18 protein-coding genes and 1 other RNA gene are annotated in these 17,414 nt (G+C 41.0%); 5 read left to right on the forward strand and 14 right to left on the reverse strand.

Annotated elements, in window-relative coordinates:
- Nucleotides 1-13 precede the first annotated feature (13 nt).
- From MHI20_RS03910 to MHI20_RS03950, 9 genes are all read right to left on the reverse strand, one after another.
- Nucleotides 14-1,951 (reverse strand): ATP-dependent DNA helicase, encoded by a 1,938-nt coding sequence (locus MHI20_RS03910; protein ID WP_039165643.1) that lies wholly within the window; start codon nucleotides 1,949-1,951, stop codon nucleotides 14-16.
- A gap of 76 nt (nucleotides 1,952-2,027) precedes the next feature.
- Nucleotides 2,028-2,225 (reverse strand): hypothetical protein, encoded by a 198-nt coding sequence (locus MHI20_RS03915; RefSeq protein ID WP_017359721.1) that lies wholly within the window; start codon nucleotides 2,223-2,225, stop codon nucleotides 2,028-2,030.
- A gap of 105 nt (nucleotides 2,226-2,330) precedes the next feature.
- A complete protein-coding gene (locus tag MHI20_RS03920; protein WP_039165648.1) occupies nucleotides 2,331-3,485 on the reverse strand; it encodes a THUMP domain-containing class I SAM-dependent RNA methyltransferase in 1,155 nt (384 codons plus the stop codon).
- A 109-nt stretch (nucleotides 3,486-3,594) separates the two neighbouring features.
- Nucleotides 3,595-3,976, reverse strand: an RNA gene (gene rnpB / locus MHI20_RS03925) — RNase P RNA component class B.
- 60 nt (nucleotides 3,977-4,036) lie between these two features.
- Nucleotides 4,037-4,342, reverse strand: a complete 306-nt coding sequence (gene gpsB, locus MHI20_RS03930) for a cell division regulator GpsB (RefSeq protein ID WP_008344631.1) — start codon at nucleotides 4,340-4,342, stop codon at nucleotides 4,037-4,039.
- Nucleotides 4,343-4,417: 75 nt separating this feature from the next.
- Nucleotides 4,418-4,960 (reverse strand): DUF1273 domain-containing protein, encoded by a 543-nt coding sequence (locus MHI20_RS03935; RefSeq protein WP_340936834.1) that lies wholly within the window; start codon nucleotides 4,958-4,960, stop codon nucleotides 4,418-4,420.
- Between the two features lie 49 nt (nucleotides 4,961-5,009).
- A complete protein-coding gene (cotD, locus tag MHI20_RS03940; RefSeq protein WP_072368252.1) occupies nucleotides 5,010-5,246 on the reverse strand; it encodes a spore coat protein CotD in 237 nt (78 codons plus the stop codon).
- A 314-nt stretch (nucleotides 5,247-5,560) separates the two neighbouring features.
- Complete coding sequence (locus tag MHI20_RS03945; protein WP_340936836.1) at nucleotides 5,561-6,808, reverse strand: ribonuclease H-like domain-containing protein; 1,248 nt, start codon at nucleotides 6,806-6,808, stop codon at nucleotides 5,561-5,563.
- Between the two features lie 23 nt (nucleotides 6,809-6,831).
- Entirely contained in the window at nucleotides 6,832-9,078 is a 2,247-nt protein-coding gene (locus MHI20_RS03950; RefSeq protein WP_340936838.1) for a DEAD/DEAH box helicase, read from the reverse strand.
- A gap of 160 nt (nucleotides 9,079-9,238) precedes the next feature.
- Between MHI20_RS03950 and MHI20_RS03955 the strand changes: the two genes are divergently transcribed.
- A complete protein-coding gene (locus MHI20_RS03955; RefSeq protein ID WP_286069271.1) occupies nucleotides 9,239-10,357 on the forward strand; it encodes an NADH-dependent flavin oxidoreductase in 1,119 nt (372 codons plus the stop codon).
- 49 nt (nucleotides 10,358-10,406) lie between these two features.
- On the opposite strand, the gene MHI20_RS03960 is transcribed toward MHI20_RS03955, so the two are convergent.
- Nucleotides 10,407-10,913 carry a PTS sugar transporter subunit IIA gene (locus MHI20_RS03960; protein ID WP_039165664.1) on the reverse strand — a complete coding sequence of 169 codons (507 nt, stop codon included), beginning with the start codon at nucleotides 10,911-10,913 and terminating at the stop codon, nucleotides 10,407-10,409.
- Between the two features lie 168 nt (nucleotides 10,914-11,081).
- Between MHI20_RS03960 and MHI20_RS03965 the strand changes: the two genes are divergently transcribed.
- On the forward strand, nucleotides 11,082-11,501 hold the full coding sequence (locus MHI20_RS03965; RefSeq protein WP_007500867.1) for an Hsp20/alpha crystallin family protein: 420 nt from the start codon (nucleotides 11,082-11,084) through the stop codon (nucleotides 11,499-11,501).
- A gap of 21 nt (nucleotides 11,502-11,522) precedes the next feature.
- Here MHI20_RS03965 and MHI20_RS03970 read toward each other — a convergent pair whose 3' ends face one another.
- The 3 genes from MHI20_RS03970 to MHI20_RS03980 all read right to left on the reverse strand — a co-directional run bounded on the left by MHI20_RS03970 (nucleotide 11,523) and on the right by MHI20_RS03980 (nucleotide 12,747).
- Complete coding sequence (locus MHI20_RS03970) at nucleotides 11,523-11,975, reverse strand: YppG family protein (protein WP_017359729.1); 453 nt, start codon at nucleotides 11,973-11,975, stop codon at nucleotides 11,523-11,525.
- A gap of 108 nt (nucleotides 11,976-12,083) precedes the next feature.
- Nucleotides 12,084-12,464 (reverse strand): YppE family protein, encoded by a 381-nt coding sequence (locus tag MHI20_RS03975; RefSeq protein WP_225310452.1) that lies wholly within the window; start codon nucleotides 12,462-12,464, stop codon nucleotides 12,084-12,086.
- A gap of 49 nt (nucleotides 12,465-12,513) precedes the next feature.
- The gene (locus tag MHI20_RS03980; RefSeq protein ID WP_224558417.1) at nucleotides 12,514-12,747 is read right to left on the reverse strand and encodes a DUF5446 family protein; all 234 of its coding nucleotides are present in this window, start codon (nucleotides 12,745-12,747) and stop codon (nucleotides 12,514-12,516) included.
- Between the two features lie 196 nt (nucleotides 12,748-12,943).
- On the opposite strand from MHI20_RS03980, the gene sspM reads away from it, so the two are divergent.
- Nucleotides 12,944-13,048 (forward strand): acid-soluble spore protein SspM, encoded by a 105-nt coding sequence (sspM, locus tag MHI20_RS03985; protein WP_017359731.1) that lies wholly within the window; start codon nucleotides 12,944-12,946, stop codon nucleotides 13,046-13,048.
- Between the two features lie 23 nt (nucleotides 13,049-13,071).
- Here the strand turns inward: sspM and MHI20_RS03990 are convergent, their stop codons facing one another.
- Nucleotides 13,072-14,028 carry a DUF2515 domain-containing protein gene (locus tag MHI20_RS03990; protein WP_041507037.1) on the reverse strand — a complete coding sequence of 319 codons (957 nt, stop codon included), beginning with the start codon at nucleotides 14,026-14,028 and terminating at the stop codon, nucleotides 13,072-13,074.
- Nucleotides 14,029-14,074: 46 nt separating this feature from the next.
- Between MHI20_RS03990 and recU the strand changes: the two genes are divergently transcribed.
- Both recU and MHI20_RS04000 read left to right on the forward strand, forming a co-directional pair.
- Complete coding sequence (recU, locus tag MHI20_RS03995; protein ID WP_017359733.1) at nucleotides 14,075-14,710, forward strand: Holliday junction resolvase RecU; 636 nt, start codon at nucleotides 14,075-14,077, stop codon at nucleotides 14,708-14,710.
- 19 nt (nucleotides 14,711-14,729) lie between these two features.
- Entirely contained in the window at nucleotides 14,730-17,402 is a 2,673-nt protein-coding gene (locus MHI20_RS04000; protein WP_340936846.1) for a PBP1A family penicillin-binding protein, read from the forward strand.
- Nucleotides 17,403-17,414 lie beyond the last annotated feature (12 nt).

A 17,414-nucleotide genomic window follows, 5' to 3' on the forward strand; every position in this document is an offset into this window, starting at 1 on the left:
TGGTTTTCTATCATTAAGAGATCACTGGCCTTACTGGAAGAACGGATTCAATTTTACTTTGCAGCTCAATATCTTTCTGACTGCCAAAGTAAATATGAATGCTGCCAGCATCTTGGCTTGTCCGAATCAGTCTCCCAATGCCCTGCCTTAGACGAAGCAACATGTACGGAAGATCCACTTCAGTAAATGCATCTTTCGCTTCATTCCGTTTTGCTTCAAATACTGGGTCATGCGGTGGATATGGAAGTCCCCAAATGACCACATTTGTTAGAGACTGTCCTGGAATATCCAGCCCTTCCCACAAGTGAACGGAACATAACACAGATGTTTCATCCGCTTGGAACTTTTGAACAATGGTACTGATCTCCTCGTCTCCTTCAAAATACACATGGAAAGGCAGTGATTCATTTGATGCATCGAGCTGCTTTCTAAATACATGCAGTTCATCAAATGAAGGGAATAAAATAAGAGATCGACCGCCATTTTCTTTTACTTGAGACAGCACGTGCTGACCTTTTACAGCTGACTCTGTCATTGGCTGCTGAATTCCGTGGAAATGCATTTGCATTTGCTCCTCATAATCATACGGCGAAGCCACACTCATGGATAAATAATCTTTGATCCCAAGGCTTTCAGCTAAATAATCAAATGATTGATTTTCAGACAACGTAGCAGATGAGAAAATATAAGGGATTTTTTGCGAAAATACCTTTTCACCGAGAACTTCTGCTACCGTTTTTGGCATGACGACAAAGGTGGTATCTAATTCCTGCTTCTCCAGCCAGCTAATGGCATTTTTCTGATAAAGCGACAAAGAATACGCCATCTGCTCAATGTACTCTTCCACAACAGACAATTCGTATTGATCAATTGTGTACATCTCTGATTCAAATACGAGCGCTTCTCCAATCTTCTCAAGCAAATCACATAATTCACTTGCTGAACGCTTTACCTCATCTACACGACCAATTTCAAGACGGTGTGATCCTTTGATTTCTTTGGCATTCGTTTTTAAGAGATAAAAGAACTGATCGTTTGTTGCAAGTGCATCTTCAACAAGCTCTGCAAACTCTTCACGAATATCATTTTGCAAAAGACGCTCCAAAAACGTCTCAAGTGTTGATTGTTTCACTCGGTATGTTAGCGCTTTTTGTGCTGCAAACTCAAGAAGATGCCCTTCATCAAATACAACAGAGCTATGCTCAGGAAGGAGCGGCAGCTGTCCTTCACGTTTACGTGACTCCTTTGTCCATACATGCTCCATGTAAAAGTCATGAGAACAAATGATGAGGTCTGTTGCTTTTCGGTAATGGTCTCTTGATAAATTCAAGCCACAGCGGTGCCGCATGTCGCACGTTAAGCAGTCCTGAAAAGAGTCATAACCAATTCTTGACCACTCATCATTTGTTAATTCTGGATACTCTTTTCGATCACCATACGGATAAAATGTCTGCATCCCATGAGATTCATGAACAAATGAAGGAAGCGATTCATAAATGTCGAGCCACTTCTCATCATCTTCACGTTGCATCGTTTTCTCTAGTTTCTTTAAGCATAAATATTGATCATGCGATTTACTTAATCTCGCATCTATTTGAATATCAAGGTGATTGGCAATTTTATAGATATCACCTTCTTGTTTGACCAGCTGTTCAATTAACGTTTCGTCTGCACATGCAATGATCGCAGGTTTCCCTGTATATCTTGCATATGTGACCGCAAATAAAAGATAAACGATTGTTTTGCCTGTGCCTACCCCAGCTTCGGCAAACATCACACTTTTTTCTTTAAAGGCCCTTTCTAACTGAAAAGCCATGAATATTTGTTCATCTCGAAGATCAAAGCCCTTTTCTGGCAAAATGTCATAAAACACATCACCAATCCAGTTGCCCAGTTCTTCGTAAAAATTATGTTCTTTTGTTAATGAAAAAGGCAAACGAGATGCTGTCACCTGCTTCAACCCCCAACTTTTGAATCATTCAGACATTCAATAGTAACATTTATGCTGGGGTATGACAATCTTTTTTTTAAGAGCGCAGGCGATGCTGGTAGCTTTCCTTCATTAAAAATGCGTGCTCTGAATGGTCTATGTAGTTTTGAGCCATTGCTAAGTTCTCGATGGCTGCCGTAAGTTTAGCAGATTGTCCCGTTTCAATCCCTTCTATTTCTCGGGCTGTTGAAGCGAGTGCTTTTTGAATTAACTGAAATTGATCATAATGAATCATGAAGACACCTCTTTTTTTAAAATCAAGTTCAGTTTATTCCGTCCCGTCAAGACTTATACCTTTTTAGCATAAAAAATCCACACCTTCTCGTGGTGTGGACATTTGTTACGATTCAGTTGTTTGCTTTCTAGGCCGGCGTTTTCCCCAGTATTGATAATAGTCTGTTTTAATAAATCCATTAAACAGTTTTCTCTTTTTCGTCGCTTTTCTTCCGAAACACTCTTCGAATTTTTCATGTGACGTTAAAATGTAAATGGACCACGTATCTAGGTTTTTCAATGCTTCGCCCATGCCTTGATACATTTTTTCCACAGCTGGCTTATCGCTGAGACGTTCACCGTAAGGCGGATTTCCGACAATCACACCATACTCATCTTTAGTTTGAAAGTCTTTCACTTGCATTTGCTTAAATTGAATCAGTTCACTAAGACCAGCTTCTTCTGCGTTCAGTTTCGCAATCTCTACCATACGATGATCAATATCGCTCGCGATAATGTGAAGCGGCTGATCATAATTCGCCTTTTCTTCTACTTCAAGGCGTGCTTTGTTCCAAACGTCCTCACCGATCCATTCCCATGATTCAGATGCGAACTCACGGTTAAATCCAGGAGCAATGTTTTGTCCAATCATCGCTGCTTCAATAGCAATTGTTCCTGATCCGCAAAAAGGATCGACAAACGGACGGTCAGGTGTCCAGTTCGTTAATAAGACAAGCGCCGCTGCAAGGGTTTCTTTAATCGGAGCGCCCCCTTGATCTGCACGGTATCCACGTTTATGAAGACCCACACCAGACGTATCAAGCGTCAGCAATACTTTATCTTTTAAAAGCGCTACCTCGATTTTGTATTCAGGGCCTGTCTCTTCTAGCCATTCAGACTGTATGTTGTAAGATGATCTAAGTTTTTGCGCGATAGCCTTTTTGACGATGCGCTGACAATCCGGCACACTGGCAAGCTGAGATTTAACAGATTTACCAATGACGGGAAATGTGCTATTTTTCGGTAAAAATGCGGCCCAGTCAATGGCTTTAGTCTGTTCAAAAAGCTCATCAAATGTTCTAGCCGAAAATTCAGCAACTTGGACCTTGATCCGGTCTGCTGTACGCAGCCATAGATTCGCACGGCAGATGGCAAGCGCATCCCCTTGAAAAATAACTTTTCCGTTATCTACGGTGCACTCATACCCGAGGTCTCTTACTTCTTTTGCAACAATCGCTTCAATTCCCATTGGCGCTGTTGCGATGAGTGTATAGGTTTTCATTTGTTTATCACCTGTTTTCTCGTTCTATTCTGTAATCAAGATAAAAGCTCTCCATATGTAGAAATAGGAGAGCTTTGATTTCATCATGTTTATGATAACGGATATAACGTTCTGTAAGCCATGTTTTGTTCCATTGTACTGCAAACGGCAAAAGCCTCGTACTCAGGTGGTAATCATCTATCTACAGAATTCTCTGTCCTTCTCTCCGTTTGGTTCCTTTGAGAAAGTTCCCCTACCAAGTTTGGGTTTCTCGCTCGAGGGGTTTACCGCGTTCCACTCTCACCATTTCTAGTGAGACTTCGTCACTGTGGCACTTTCAAGGATACTTTGCCATATCCTAAAAGGACGTAGGCATTTTTCCTGCCGTCAGCCTTTCCCAGGCTGCCCTGGCTTATTTTTTCGCCAGGCACGAACACTACGGGCATCTCAGCACCGTGCGAGCATGGACTTTCCTCTGCAATGTCAAAGCATTACAGCGATTACCCGAACGTTAATCAACATGCGTTATTATAAACAACAATGTCATCTGACACAAGCTTTTTTGGTATTACTCAATCATAAAGTTTGCTGCCGAAAACGTGTTTCTCAAGATTAGATAGTCTTTTTAAAATATCAAAGTTTGTTGTATTGGACTGTGCAGGCTGTCTTTTCCCTTGCTCAACCGCTTCTTCAAGCTGTTTTGACAAGTGAAGGTTTTCTTGTTGGAGTTTTTCAATTTCTTGATGGAATGTCTCATAGTCTTTAATGACCATATCTAGAAATTTATCGACTTCTTCTTGTTTATACCCTCGGACACCTGTTTTAAATTCTTTTTCTAAAATTTCTTTCGCAGAAAGCTTTACTTTATCAGCAAGCATCTTTTTCACCTCATATCGTGAATTCATAGTATATTTTTTCAGAAATACGTGACGTTGTCAAATTTTCTCTTGCTTTTAGTCAAAAAACGGATCTTCCGCCTCAACCTGTGCTCTTAAATCATCCATTGTGATATACATAATTGGGTAGTCGGTATAGGTTTCAGCTTCTTTGATCATATATTTTGGCGAGCCTTCGTGCTCGGGATCATATAAGACGAGAAGGCCGTCCGTTTTTTCAATAAAAAAGCGGTTCTTTTGTTTAAATTGTGCCGGACTTTCATACGGTCTATGCGTGACACTTTCTACAAAATCAGCTTGTGCAAGAACGCTTTCATACAGCTCTTTATTTTGTTCATTCCAGCGCTCTTCCTGTTCATAAAATGGTGTAATGACAGCAAGTTTTAAATCTGGAAACTCCTCTTGAAGCTCAAAGACCACTTCAGCTGTCCATATTTCTGCCCCTAACTGACCTGAAATGAGCACCCATTCCAGCCCATCTTCAATGAGTGCCGTCAGCCTTTTCCGAAGTTCCGCTTTTATGTATTGAAGTGCAGGCTCGTCTTGTTTGAAGATCCCAAGCTCAAATGGCTTGTACCCTGTGACAGCAATAATTTTCATTTTTTCACCTGCTTTTAAAAAAAGGGACTTATAAAAGTCCCATTTCACTTTATCTGTTACAGCAAGGTCCACCGCAGTTAAAGTGTTGATGTGTTGCCGGGTCCACCTGAGAAAACGTATGCGGGAAGTAGTGAACATGTTGGAAATTTTGGTGATGAACATTTGTTACATGCTGCGGGTGGATGTGCGGCACAATTGTAGTTGACTCACTGTGCGTACAGCAGTGATTCGTTGGATGTACAATTGGCTGTGTAACATTTGGATTGCAATGATGATGATGGTACATGTAGCATTCCCCTCTCCTTGATTTTCTTACATTAATAATGTATGAATCAAGAGGTGTACATGTACTAATGCATTAACCTATTTTAAAAGTTTGCAAGAAAAACATCTTTATAGTTTGAAAACACAAAAGCGACCAATATGACAACAAGAAAAAACAAGTAGAAAAGACCCTTATACATGCTCTACGCTCCTCATTCAATATCTAACGTTATTTTACAGGATTCGTGACTTTTCTACAATAAAAGTGCTAAACAATTTTTATTTTCGGCCGAGAGCCGAACGTTGTCTTTTTTTGCGCTTTCCCAGGCAATAATTTCATTGCCCAGCTTTTCTTAAGAGCCGCTTTTCTCGCTTGTCAAGTTCCACAATGTCTCGTTCACTTAAAGACGATCGTGATAACAATGTTTGGGTAATGGAAAGGGCTGCTTTTGGATCTTTTTGACGGTGTTCTTCATACTTTGCAAGCTCTACACCCGCTTTTAATCTTAAATGAACATCACTTGATTCAAATAGACGTCTCCATATGCATGCCGCTTCACCCCATTGTTTTAATCGCTTGTACTGTAACGATAGGTCATAAGCTGCTTGATCCGCATGCTCAAACGCTGCTCCCGTTAATTCTTGCAGGTGCTTTGTTGCTTCCTGCACATCACGGTGAGCAAGATGCCACTTAGCTAATGCATATTTCTCATCGTCTTCCTTCACCGCATCTTTGGATAAGATTTTTTTAGACAAATGAATGTAGAGACTGATTAACGATAAGACATCAAGTTCATTGTGAGTCAAAATTCCTTCAATCAGTTTCGGGTTTTGTTCCTTTAAAAAGTGAAAATAGATCATTGGTGCGAGGAACCCCGGTGTATCTCCCTCTCGATTGACGTGCAGTTCCTCTTTTTCTACAACCGAAAGAGCCATACGCTCATATTTATGTTTCCACAATCTCCTTGACCCATGCAGAAGGTCAAAATGACCAAATTCAGGTAGAGCAGGTATTTGATCGCGTAATAATGTATGCCTCGTTTTGACTTGAGGCCAATCAAATGATTTTCCATTATATGTCACTAGCGATTCAACATCCACCTCACTAAGAAAGCTTTTGTAAAGTGCCGCTTCATTTCCTGGATTCGTGAGCAAATGTTGTTTTACCACCACTTTATCTGAATAAACTCTCGCATGCCCAAGTAGAAAAATCATATTTCCCGTTCCGCCAGATAGTCCTGTTGTTTCTGTATCGAAGAAAAATAGCTCGTGAGGCTTGTAGCCTTTTGCAGAAAGAGAATGCTGAATCTCACTTTTGTTCCATGCACTCACCATCTCCGGCAGTTCTGCAAATGAATATCGCCCATGCTGATGGTCAAGTGGATAGGTCACTTCCCGAATGAGGCAGAAAGAGTCTTCAAAGTAGTAAGGAGCTGCACCTAATTCCCCCCACTCTTTTAGAAATGGAATGGTTTCAGCCGTCACAGTGTGCGTTTGTCCCTCTTTTACTGCCCCACGCTTTTCATCTGACTGATTGTGCGACAGGTGTTTTTTCATTCTGTTTAATTTTCCTTTTAATGACATAAATAGGTCTATTCCCCCTTTCATTAAAATCCTGCCATCAATTGAATGATACTGCTTTTTCCATCGATCTCTTTCATTTCCATGCCAATACAAGATGGACAGCCGTTCTCGCAGCTGCATCGCTCAATCAGCTGAGTGGCTGCACGGGCAATTTCATCAAAGCGAGCCTGCACCTCTTTACTTAAACCGATTCCACCTGGGTAATGATCATATAAAAATACGGTCGGTTTCCCGGTATGGGCTGCCTTTATTTGAGAAATGACATGAATGTCTGAACGGTCACACATGACAAACGCCGGAACAATATGCTGAAGAACATTGGCAATACCGAGCAACAGCTGTTCAAGTGTTTTTTCTTCAAATGTCCGCTCTGCTTCATGTAATTCAAACCAAGTAGCACTCGTATGAATCTCTTCTTCAGGTAAGTGAATCGGGCCGGAACCGATATTTTCACCGGTTGATAATCGAATTTTTTTGAAAATAGTCGGCATTGCATTGACGGTCACATCACCGTAGTGAACAGATACCGCCTCTTTCTCTGTTGTTTGATCAATTTCAAGCACCTTGAGCTGAACTGCTAAATTCGCATCTGTATAATATTCTACATCGACTTGTTTCACATAAGCCTTAAGATGCTCATAATCTAGCTTTTCCACTTGATACTGAACCCCTTCATGTAAATAAATCGCTTCATCATGAAGTAAAGTCATCGCACTGAATCGATCCATCTCCCCAATAATTCGAACATTCGCTACATCGGATTGATCGACAATGACGACATTTTCCTGACTTGCAGATCTCAGACTGATGCCATGAGCCGGGAACGATTGATCTGACCAATAATAACGGTTGCCGCTGAAATGGAGAACCCCTTCTTCATGTAAGTATTGCAAGATTTCTTCTACTTCCATACCGCCAAACTGTTCATCTTCTCGAAACGGTAGCTCGTAGGACGCACATTTTAGATGATCGACTAGGATGATAAGGTTCTCAGGATTGATTCTTGCCGATTCAGGTGGTCTGTTAAAGAAGTATTCAGGGTGTCTAACAATATATTGGTCAAGTGGCGATGAGCTTGCGACCATGATAATGAGTGCTTCCTCATGACGCCTTCCAGCTCGTCCTGCCTGCTGCCATGTACTCGCTACACTGCCAGGATATCCGGTCATGATACAGACTTTTAGCTGTCCAATATCTACTCCTAATTCTAGTGCGTTTGTGCTGACAACACCGAGAATGTCTCCTTCCCTTAAGCCTTTTTCAATCATACGCCGCTCTTTCGGCAAATAGCCCCCGCGATAACCACGGATCGATTTAGGACCAATTTCTTTTTTCACTAGTTCTTGAATATGACTTAGGATGACTTCAACTCTTACCCTACTTCTAGCAAAAACAATCGTTTGAATTTTTTCTTTTAAAAATGTTTTAGCGAGCTGATTCACAACAGTGGCCGCACTTTGTCTAATATTTAAAGGCTTATTGACGACTGGCGGGTTGTAAAAGACAAAATTCTTTTTACCGCTAGGTGCTCCGTTTTGTTCAATGAGATGCACCTTGCTTCCGGTCAGCTGCTCTGCAAGCTCTTTCGGATTCGCTATGGTCGCTGATGTACAAATAAAGGTCGGGTCACTTCCGTAAAATGCACAAATTCGCTTTAGTCTTCGAATGACATTGGCGACATGACTGCCAAACACGCCTCGGTATGTATGAAGTTCATCAATGACAATATACTTTAAGTTCTCAAATAAACTGACCCATTTCGTATGATGAGGCAAAATCGCTGAGTGCAGCATATCTGGATTTGTGATGACAATATGTCCTGCCTGTCTGACGCGCTGGCGAATCGCTGGGGAGGTGTCCCCGTCATAGGTTTCACTGTGAATTGGAACATCCATCTCATGAATGATTTCGTTTAATTCACTTTTTTGATCTTGCGCAAGTGCTTTTGTTGGAAATAAATAGAGGGAGCGGCTTGTCTGATCTTCTGCGATCGACTGAAGAACTGGCAGATTGTAGCAAAGCGTTTTACCTGAAGCTGTAGGTGTCACAGTCACCACATTCTCACCATCCATCACACGTTCAAAGGCTTCCTTTTGATGAATGTACAGTTCGCTCACACCTCTTTTTTCAAGCGCCACTTTGAGCCTGTCATTTACTCTTTCAGGAATTGAAGAAGTCAGTGCAGGCTTCGCTTCAATTTCATGCCAATGCTCGACCTGTTCGTCTTTTTTTAATTCTTCTATGAGTTCGTTCATTGTTTTCTTCTTCATCTGGTATCCACCTCTCATTCTAGTGTACCGAATATTTGTTTGCATGACTAGGCGGCAATTTTTTGATGCACCGCTTGTGAGCAAATATTTTGATGTGTTGTAACAATATCTATTACACTTCTATAGTGAAATGATTTTATCAAGGAAGAAGATGATCAGATTGAAAAACGAATTTAAGCCTTTATTTGAACCTTTTACATTCCCAGGGGGTGCCTCTATTGATGGCCGTTTAGTCGTTGCACCAATGACACACTTCGGTTCTCATGAGGATGGCACGATCTCAAAGGAAGAAATTGATTTTATTACCGCTAGATCAAGCGAAATGGGCATGGTCATCACCGCATGTGCAAACGTGACGCCAGATGGTAAGGCGTTTGAAGGACAGCCTTCTATTGCAAGGGATGAAGATATACCTGGCCTTCAAAAGCTTGCTTCTGCGATTCAAGCGAAAGGAACAAAAGCCATTATGCAAATTCATCATGGCGGCTCTCAGGCTCTCCCTCATTTAGTCCCAAACGGTGATGTCGTTGCGCCAAGTGATGTATTTAAAGATGGAAAACAAATTGCGAGAGCTTTGACAGAAGAAGAAATTCCTCACATCATCGACTCATTTAAAGAAGCAGCAAGGCGCGCAATCCAAGCAGGATTTGATGGGATCGAAATCCATGGAGCGAACGGATATTTATTACAGCAATTCTACTCTCCGCATAGTAATCAGCGTACAGATCAATGGGGCGGAAGCGAAGAAAAACGTCTCGCATTTCCAATTGCAGTAGTAGATGCAGTGAAAGAAGCAATCAAAGAGCATGTAACAAAACCATTTATCTTTGGCTATCGATTATCACCTGAAGAACCAGAAACACCTGGTTTAACCATGGCAGAAACATTTACTTTAGTGGACGTACTTAAGACAAAAAACCTTGATTACTTGCATATTTCTTTAATGGAGATTGACGCTAAAGCAAGACGTGGTGCTGATACAAGTAAGACGCGGATGGAGTTATTAAAAGAGCGCTGTGGTGACACGCTTCCACTCATCGGCGTCGGCAGCGTCATTACAGCTGAGGATGCACTGAATGCATACAATCAAGGGATTCCACTCATCGCTGTTGCAAGAGAAGTCATTGTTGATCCCGATTGGGCAGTAAAGATTAAAGAAGGCAGAGAAAACGAGATTGAAACCGTCATTAAACGCAGTCAAAAAGACAAGTACATGATTCCAGAGGGTTTATGGACTGTCATGGAAGCAAGTAAAGGCTGGGTTCCAATGGAGGATTAGTCTCCTCAATAAAAAAACTACCCTATCAACTCAGGGTAGTTTTTTTGGATTATTTCATTTTCACTGTCAAAAGCTTGGACGTCTGCTTTTCTACAGAGCCCTTAGGTTCTTTGTCAAGATGTTCTACTAAATCACCATTCATGATGACAATTGGTGTCACTGTGCTTGCCGCTTTTTCTTCAATCAGCGCTAAATCACATGTAATGAGAGGATCACCTGCTTTCACTTTATCCCCTTCTTTTATGTGTGCTTCAAAGCCTTCACCATTTAATCCAACCGTTTCAAGTCCGATATGAATCAGAAGCTCAAGCCCCGAGAGTGTTCGAATCCCAATTGCATGTTTTGTATGGAAGAGTTGAATAACTTCACCATCTACTGGCGACACAATGGTTCCGTTTTTTGGTTTTACAGCTACGCCGTCTCCCATCATCTTTTGAGAAAAAACGGGATCTGGTACATCGGTCATATCCATTAACTCTCCATCAACTGGAGAATAAATGACTTCTTCCTTTACATCATCTTGGTTTTTTCCGAAACCGAATAATTTTTTCAGCAATGTTCATTTGCTCCCTTCAAGCTTTGCTTCTAGATCTATTCAGCGTATAAACTTTCACGCCCATACACCTTGCTTCATTCAACACTATTTAATCATAATTTTTTCCTCTCATCAATTGATAACCGCCTGAGCCCCTTTTGCATAGGCTGTAGATGAGAGGTGATTCAAATGAAACATGAAAGTGAAAAGAAACACGAGTTGTTAGCAAATGAAGACATTCTATATGAAGCAATTGAACAATTTTTTGCATCATCGCCGTTTCACGACATTTTAAATAGTGCAGAGGCGCTGATGACCACGAGCCATTCACTTGCATCCATTACAACTGATGTGACAGAAGATGATCAATATGTATATATTGAGATTCGATTTCCAGACCATTTTGTCGAAGGTGATATCGCACTAGAAGTGAAAGCGCAATATTTACACTTATCGGTACAGGAAAAAATCAAAACAGACACGACTTCCTCCTATTCAAGCTTTACCAAAACCATTTTAATGCCTGCAAAAATAGATGAAACCAATATGAAGAGCGTTTGGAAAGATCAATCACTTCGTGTGACTGCGCCAAAACAAACAACCCAATAGATGTATATCTATTGGGTTTTGCTATGCTTTAAAAATACTAGTAAATCCTTTCGCCAATGAGCCCACTTGATTCATTGTACTCATCATTTGTCCAGCAGTATCAAACATTTTATTAAAATCGTATTGCCCATTCGTTTTTTTAAATTGTGACAGCACACTTTTAAATTGAGATGATTGCTGTTTTTGCGGCCTTGGCAAAGGATAAGGATTCATAGGCTGCTGCATAGGCATCATGCCCGGCGGCTGCATTTGCGGCTGATTCATTGCTTCAGGCTGCGGCTGATAAGGCTGGAAGTTTTCCTGATATCCAAAAGGCGGCTGATAGCCTGCAGACGGCGGCTGGTTCATTTCACCTTGATATGGGGGCATGAAATATTCTGGAGGCTGCGGAGGCTGCTGCATATCTGGATACGGAAAAGGCCGTTGCTGAAATTGATTCATTTCATAAGATGGCTGGTTTGAATAAGGGAACATGTATCTCGCTCCTCTCGCTCTGAAAACATATTGAAGTCAATGATATATTATGTTCAGGAAGCAGAAGATGTGCCTACAGCAGCCATAAGAAAAACGCAGGCTGTTTCATCAGCTGCGTTTGTTGATTTCTTCTATTAAAAGGTTCAGTGTATAAATCACTGACTCAACTAAATTTTTCACACGAGGTGCATGCTGTTTGCCAAAATAAGATTGCAGCACAACCTCTTTTCCATTTTCTTGGACGGCTTCAAGCTGTTCTTGATGTAAGTATCTAGGTTTGGCCTGATGAATAAATGAGGTAGCAGCAGTAAGCCACTCTTCCATTTGCTGATCAAATTTGACAACGGCCGGTTGAATATCGTTGTAAAAATCATAAACTGGGTATTCCTCTTCTGCCTTTCCCTTTAGGTACTGCTCGTATGCTTCTTCGATCCACGTGATCAACTCTTGTGTATGTTTAAGTAATGTTTGATTATCCAAAGTGTTCACCTCTATGAACCATCCTATCAAACGTTTACTTATTGCTCAAATAGAAAAGCTATCCGGCGTGATATGCGGGTCTTGCCTGTAGCTTATACTCTGCTGCATGAATTTTCAATTCACATTCCTTCACTTCAGATTCAAGACGGTCAATGATTTGTTCTTGCTCCTCTACGGCAGCGTTTTTTGTTTTTTTGACAGCTAAAGACAGTTCTTCTTCCACCGCATCAATCTTTCGCTCAATTTCCTCTAACAACTGCATAATGGATTCTTTTGATACAAATTCGCTCATCATCAGATTCCTCCTTTATCATCTCTCGTTACATTCTCTTTTCTTTTGCTCCCTCCTTCATACATGACAAAACTAGAACTAAATCGCCAATCTAAGTGAAGATAAGCGCAATTTCTTCCATTTCGACACGTGCTTGTCCTTCTTTGTATGATCGCGTCCGATTGTGTAAATTCTAAGGACAAAGGAGGTAGATGTCATGAAAAAGCAGCAAGCACCAAAAGAGCAAAAAACAAAAGGGAAAGAAAACAGTACAGATCAGCTTGATAAAAAGCTCGGCGGCCCTAACCGTCCATCCACGTAAAAAAAGCAGGTACCCCCTGCTTTTTATTTATGCAAAAAATAGTGTTCTAATGAGAAAAGAAAACGAAGCTGCCTTTTTTTATGAAAATACCAGTCGGTCAGCTCAATTTGTTTTGGTAAACGCTCTACTTCAAACAAGGATGGACTCAATTTCTTTTGAAACCAATCTTCCCTTTGATCGTCTAATGAATGTGTCATGACTGGATACACCGTTCTGAGGAAAGGGCTTGACCTTCGCGCAATCCCTAAAAACGGTTCAAAATCAAATCGAGATCCCGTATGCGGCACGGTATGCAAAAAGTGATAAAAATCCGAAAACAAATCGGCTCGAAACAATAGTTTTGCTAGCTTTTTCCCTAACGTAATGCGCTCTTTTACTTGGGAAAACTTTCGTATGGTTAACCCATACAAATGCCCGTCTACTGTCGGAAAAACGACGGTTTGAAAATGTGCCCACTCGCTGAAAAGATATTGAATCGAGTGAAAAACATTCTTTTTCAGGAGAGGATTTTGTATAATAGGAGATTGTATAGTATATTGTTCATTTATGATGAGTGCATGCAGCAGTCGCTCTGTGTCACGCGTTTGCCAAAATCGTTCCCACTCAGCGCTCATAAAACGAGACACACCGAAATGGGGCAGCAGATGAAATAAAGGTTTACGGCACCTTTTTGACCATTCATACAAGAGAAGCTGCGGGTAAGCATCTGAAAAGATCAACCAATTCGCTCTTTCATATGCTGTAAAGAACAGATGCCCTTGCTGATCCGTTAAACCCGGATGAAAAAGCTCGCCTTTTAAATCTGTCATCGACCATCCAGCATTTCTGGAGACAAAAGAAGCAAGCAGAGACCATTTCATCTCTGGATGACGGTCATAAAAGCGCTTGTACGCATTTGTCCTTGTCAGGTTGTCCTTATTTTTCGCTTTCGTTTCATGTAAAATATGCTGGGTAATCATGTGCTCTTGTTGTGACAACATGGTGATCTCTCCAATACAAAATGCATTAAAAGGAGGCTGAAACTTGATGATTCGGTATCCTAACGGAAAATCGTATCAGCCCATTCAACAAATTGGGACAAAAAAAAGAATCAGCGGCGAATCATCTTATAGTAACCGCGGGATGACGCTTGAAGCTGACTTAAATGAAACGAACCAGTACTATTTGGTCAACGGGATCGCAGTCATTCATAAAAAGCCTACCCCTGTTCAAATTGTCAATGTGGATTATCCAAAAAGAAGCGCTGCTGTCATTAAAGAAGCCTATTTTAAACAATCCTCCACAACAGACTACAACGGGGTATACAAAGGGCGTTATATCGATTTTGAAGCAAAGGAAACCAAAAGCACCACCTCGTTTCCGCTCAAAAATTTCCACGACCATCAAATTGAGCATATGAAACAGGTTGAAAAGCAAGGCGGTATTTGTTTTGTTATTATATCCGCATTTGGTTCCGTTTATTATTTGTCCGCTACTGACCTCTTCTTCTTTTGGGAGCGGCAGCAGCAAAACGGCCGTAAATCCATTAGCAAAGATGAATTAATGGAAGCAGGTCACCTCATGACACTTGGATATTCGCCAAGAATTGATTATATTAAAGTAGTGGAGACACTTCATTTTTCGGATGATAGCAAGCAACATTTACGTTCGAAAAAGGTTTAACACGAAAGGTTGAGATGTGATGTCTGATCAATTTACAAGTCGTGAACAGCGACGTAAAGCAAGTCAAGAAAACAATAAGAAGCAAAAGAACAAAAAAGGCAAAAAGAAAGCAGGTCTATTTAAAAAAATATTTTTATCTTTACTCGTGATCGGTCTTCTTTGTTTAGTAGCCGGAATCACAACTTTTGCCGTTTTTGCATCAAGCGCTCCTTCTATTGATGATAGCAAGCTAAAAACGCCGTATTCTTCAAAACTTTACGATAAAGACAAAAAAGTCTTTGCAGAAGTCGGGGCGGAAAAAAGAACGTATGTCTCGATTAAAGATATACCCGATGTGGTAAAAGACGCGTTTATTGCAACTGAAGATGCACGTTTTTATAAACACCACGGGATTGATCCTATCCGTATTGGCGGTGCTCTTGTCGCAAACGTCGAGGACGGTTTTGGAGCAGAAGGTGGAAGTACGATTACACAGCAGGTTGTGAAGAACTCCCTGCTTAACAATCAAAAGACGTTAAAACGTAAAGTACAGGAAGTATGGCTCTCGATTCAGCTTGAGCAAAAATACTCTAAAGATGAAATTTTAGAAATGTATTTAAACCGTATTTTCTTCTCTCCTTATGCTTATGGTGTTGGGAAAGCGGCTGAACAATTTTTCGGAGTGACAGATTTAAATAAACTAACTGTTGCACAGGCTGCCACACTTGCAGGTATGCCGCAAAGTCCATCTGCCTATAACCCAGTGAAACATCCAGAGGCAGCGGAAAAACGCCGTAATATCGTTTTAGGCCTAATGAAAAAACAAGGCTATATTTCAGAGAAAGAGTATGAGGAAGCAAAAGCAACACCTGTCAGCAAAACAGTTGTTTCAGCTGATAAATATAAGAGTCAAAACTCAAGTAAGTACTCTGCTTATATTGAAGAAGTCATGGAAGAAGTACAGAAAAAAGCCAAAGTAGATGTATCAACAGATGGATTAAAAATCTATACTTCTCTTGATCGAAAAGCTCAGGATCATCTGGATGACATCATCAATGGGGATTCAGCCGGATTTACGAAAGGTATGCAAGCTGGAGTCACCCTGCTGGATACAAAAAATGGCGAAATTCGTGCCATTGGTGGTGGTCGTGATGTGCCAGCCGGCGGCTTTAACTATGCCACTGATGCAAAACGCCAGCCGGGATCTACAATTAAACCAATTTTAGATTACGGTCCTGTAATTGAAAACAAAAAATGGTCAACATATCAGCAAATTGATGATGCGCCTTATACGTACTCTAACGGTACACCAATTAACAACTTTGACAGAAGACACTTAGGGAAAATGTCGATGAGAAGTGCTTTGGCACAATCACGAAACATCCCTGCTTTAAAAGCTTTCCAAGAAGCTGGTACAGATAATGCTGTTCAATTCGCCAATAACTTAGGTTTGGACTTACCTTCTGACATTCCTGAGTCTTACTCAATCGGCGGATTTGACGAAGGTGTCTCTTCTCTTAAAATGGCTGGTGCATTTAGTGCATTCGGTAACAACGGATACTATAATGAACCTCATGCCGTAACGTCTGTTGAATTTAATGACGGGACGAAGCTTGACTTAACGCCAGACTCTAAAGCAGCCATGAGTGATTACACTGCATTTATGATTACAGATATGCTGAAAACTGCTGTACAATCTGGAACAGGTACACTCGCACAAGTACCGAATGTTCAAGTAGCTGGTAAAACAGGTACAACCAACTTTACACAAGATGATATTAATAAATACAACATCCCTTCTGGCGGGGCGAAAGATTCATGGTTTGTCGGTTACACGCCGCAATACACAGCAGCTGTGTGGACCGGAATCGGCAACTCAAAAGATGCAGACGGCAAAATGTGGCTCACGGATTATGAACAACGTGTTGCCAAAGTTGTCTTCCAGAAATTAATTTCTCAAATTGATGATGGAAGCGGCTCATTTGAAAAGCCAGATAGTGTCGTTGAAGCAACGGTTGAAAAAGGATCAGATCCAGCGAAGTTAGCTGGACCAAACACACCAAGTGATAAGAAGACAACGGAATACTTCGTCAAAGGAACTGTCCCAACAAAAGTTTCTGACACATATGAAAAGAAAGAAGCTGACAAACCATCTGACTTAAAAGCGGTGTATGATGAAGAGAAAAAATCGATTACACTCACTTGGGGTTATGATGACGATGCAGATGCAACATTTAATGTGAAGCAAGCGGTCGATGATGGCGGCTATAAAGACATTCAAAACAGCTCTTCTAAAGAAGCCGTCATCTCTGATGTGAAGCCAGGATCCACCTATAAATTCCAAGTGACAGCGACTGTAGACGATGTCACAAGTAAAGCTGCTTCTACCTTCCTCACCATTAAAGATGACGAAGAAGAGGAAGAAAAAGCAGATGATGAGAACAAAGAAGAAGAAGAGCCACAGCAACCTGATGATGAGCAAACAGATCAAACAGATGATAATCAAAACCAAGGCGGCACTGATGAGCAGAAGCCTGATGATAAAAAAGATCAAGGCGGAAATACCGAAAATGGTGATGGCTCAGACAGTTCAAATGGAAACAGCAACTCACAGAGCGATGCCAATAAAGATAAAAAGAAAGACGACGAGAAAGCCAATTCTCAAAGCTCAAATACTCAGTCAAATTCTACTTCTCGCAAAGAAGACGAATAACAAAAAAGCACT

This window comes from Bacillus sp. FSL K6-1106 (assembly GCF_038005245.1).
Taxonomy (GTDB): domain Bacteria; phylum Bacillota; class Bacilli; order Bacillales; family Bacillaceae; genus Bacillus; species Bacillus altitudinis.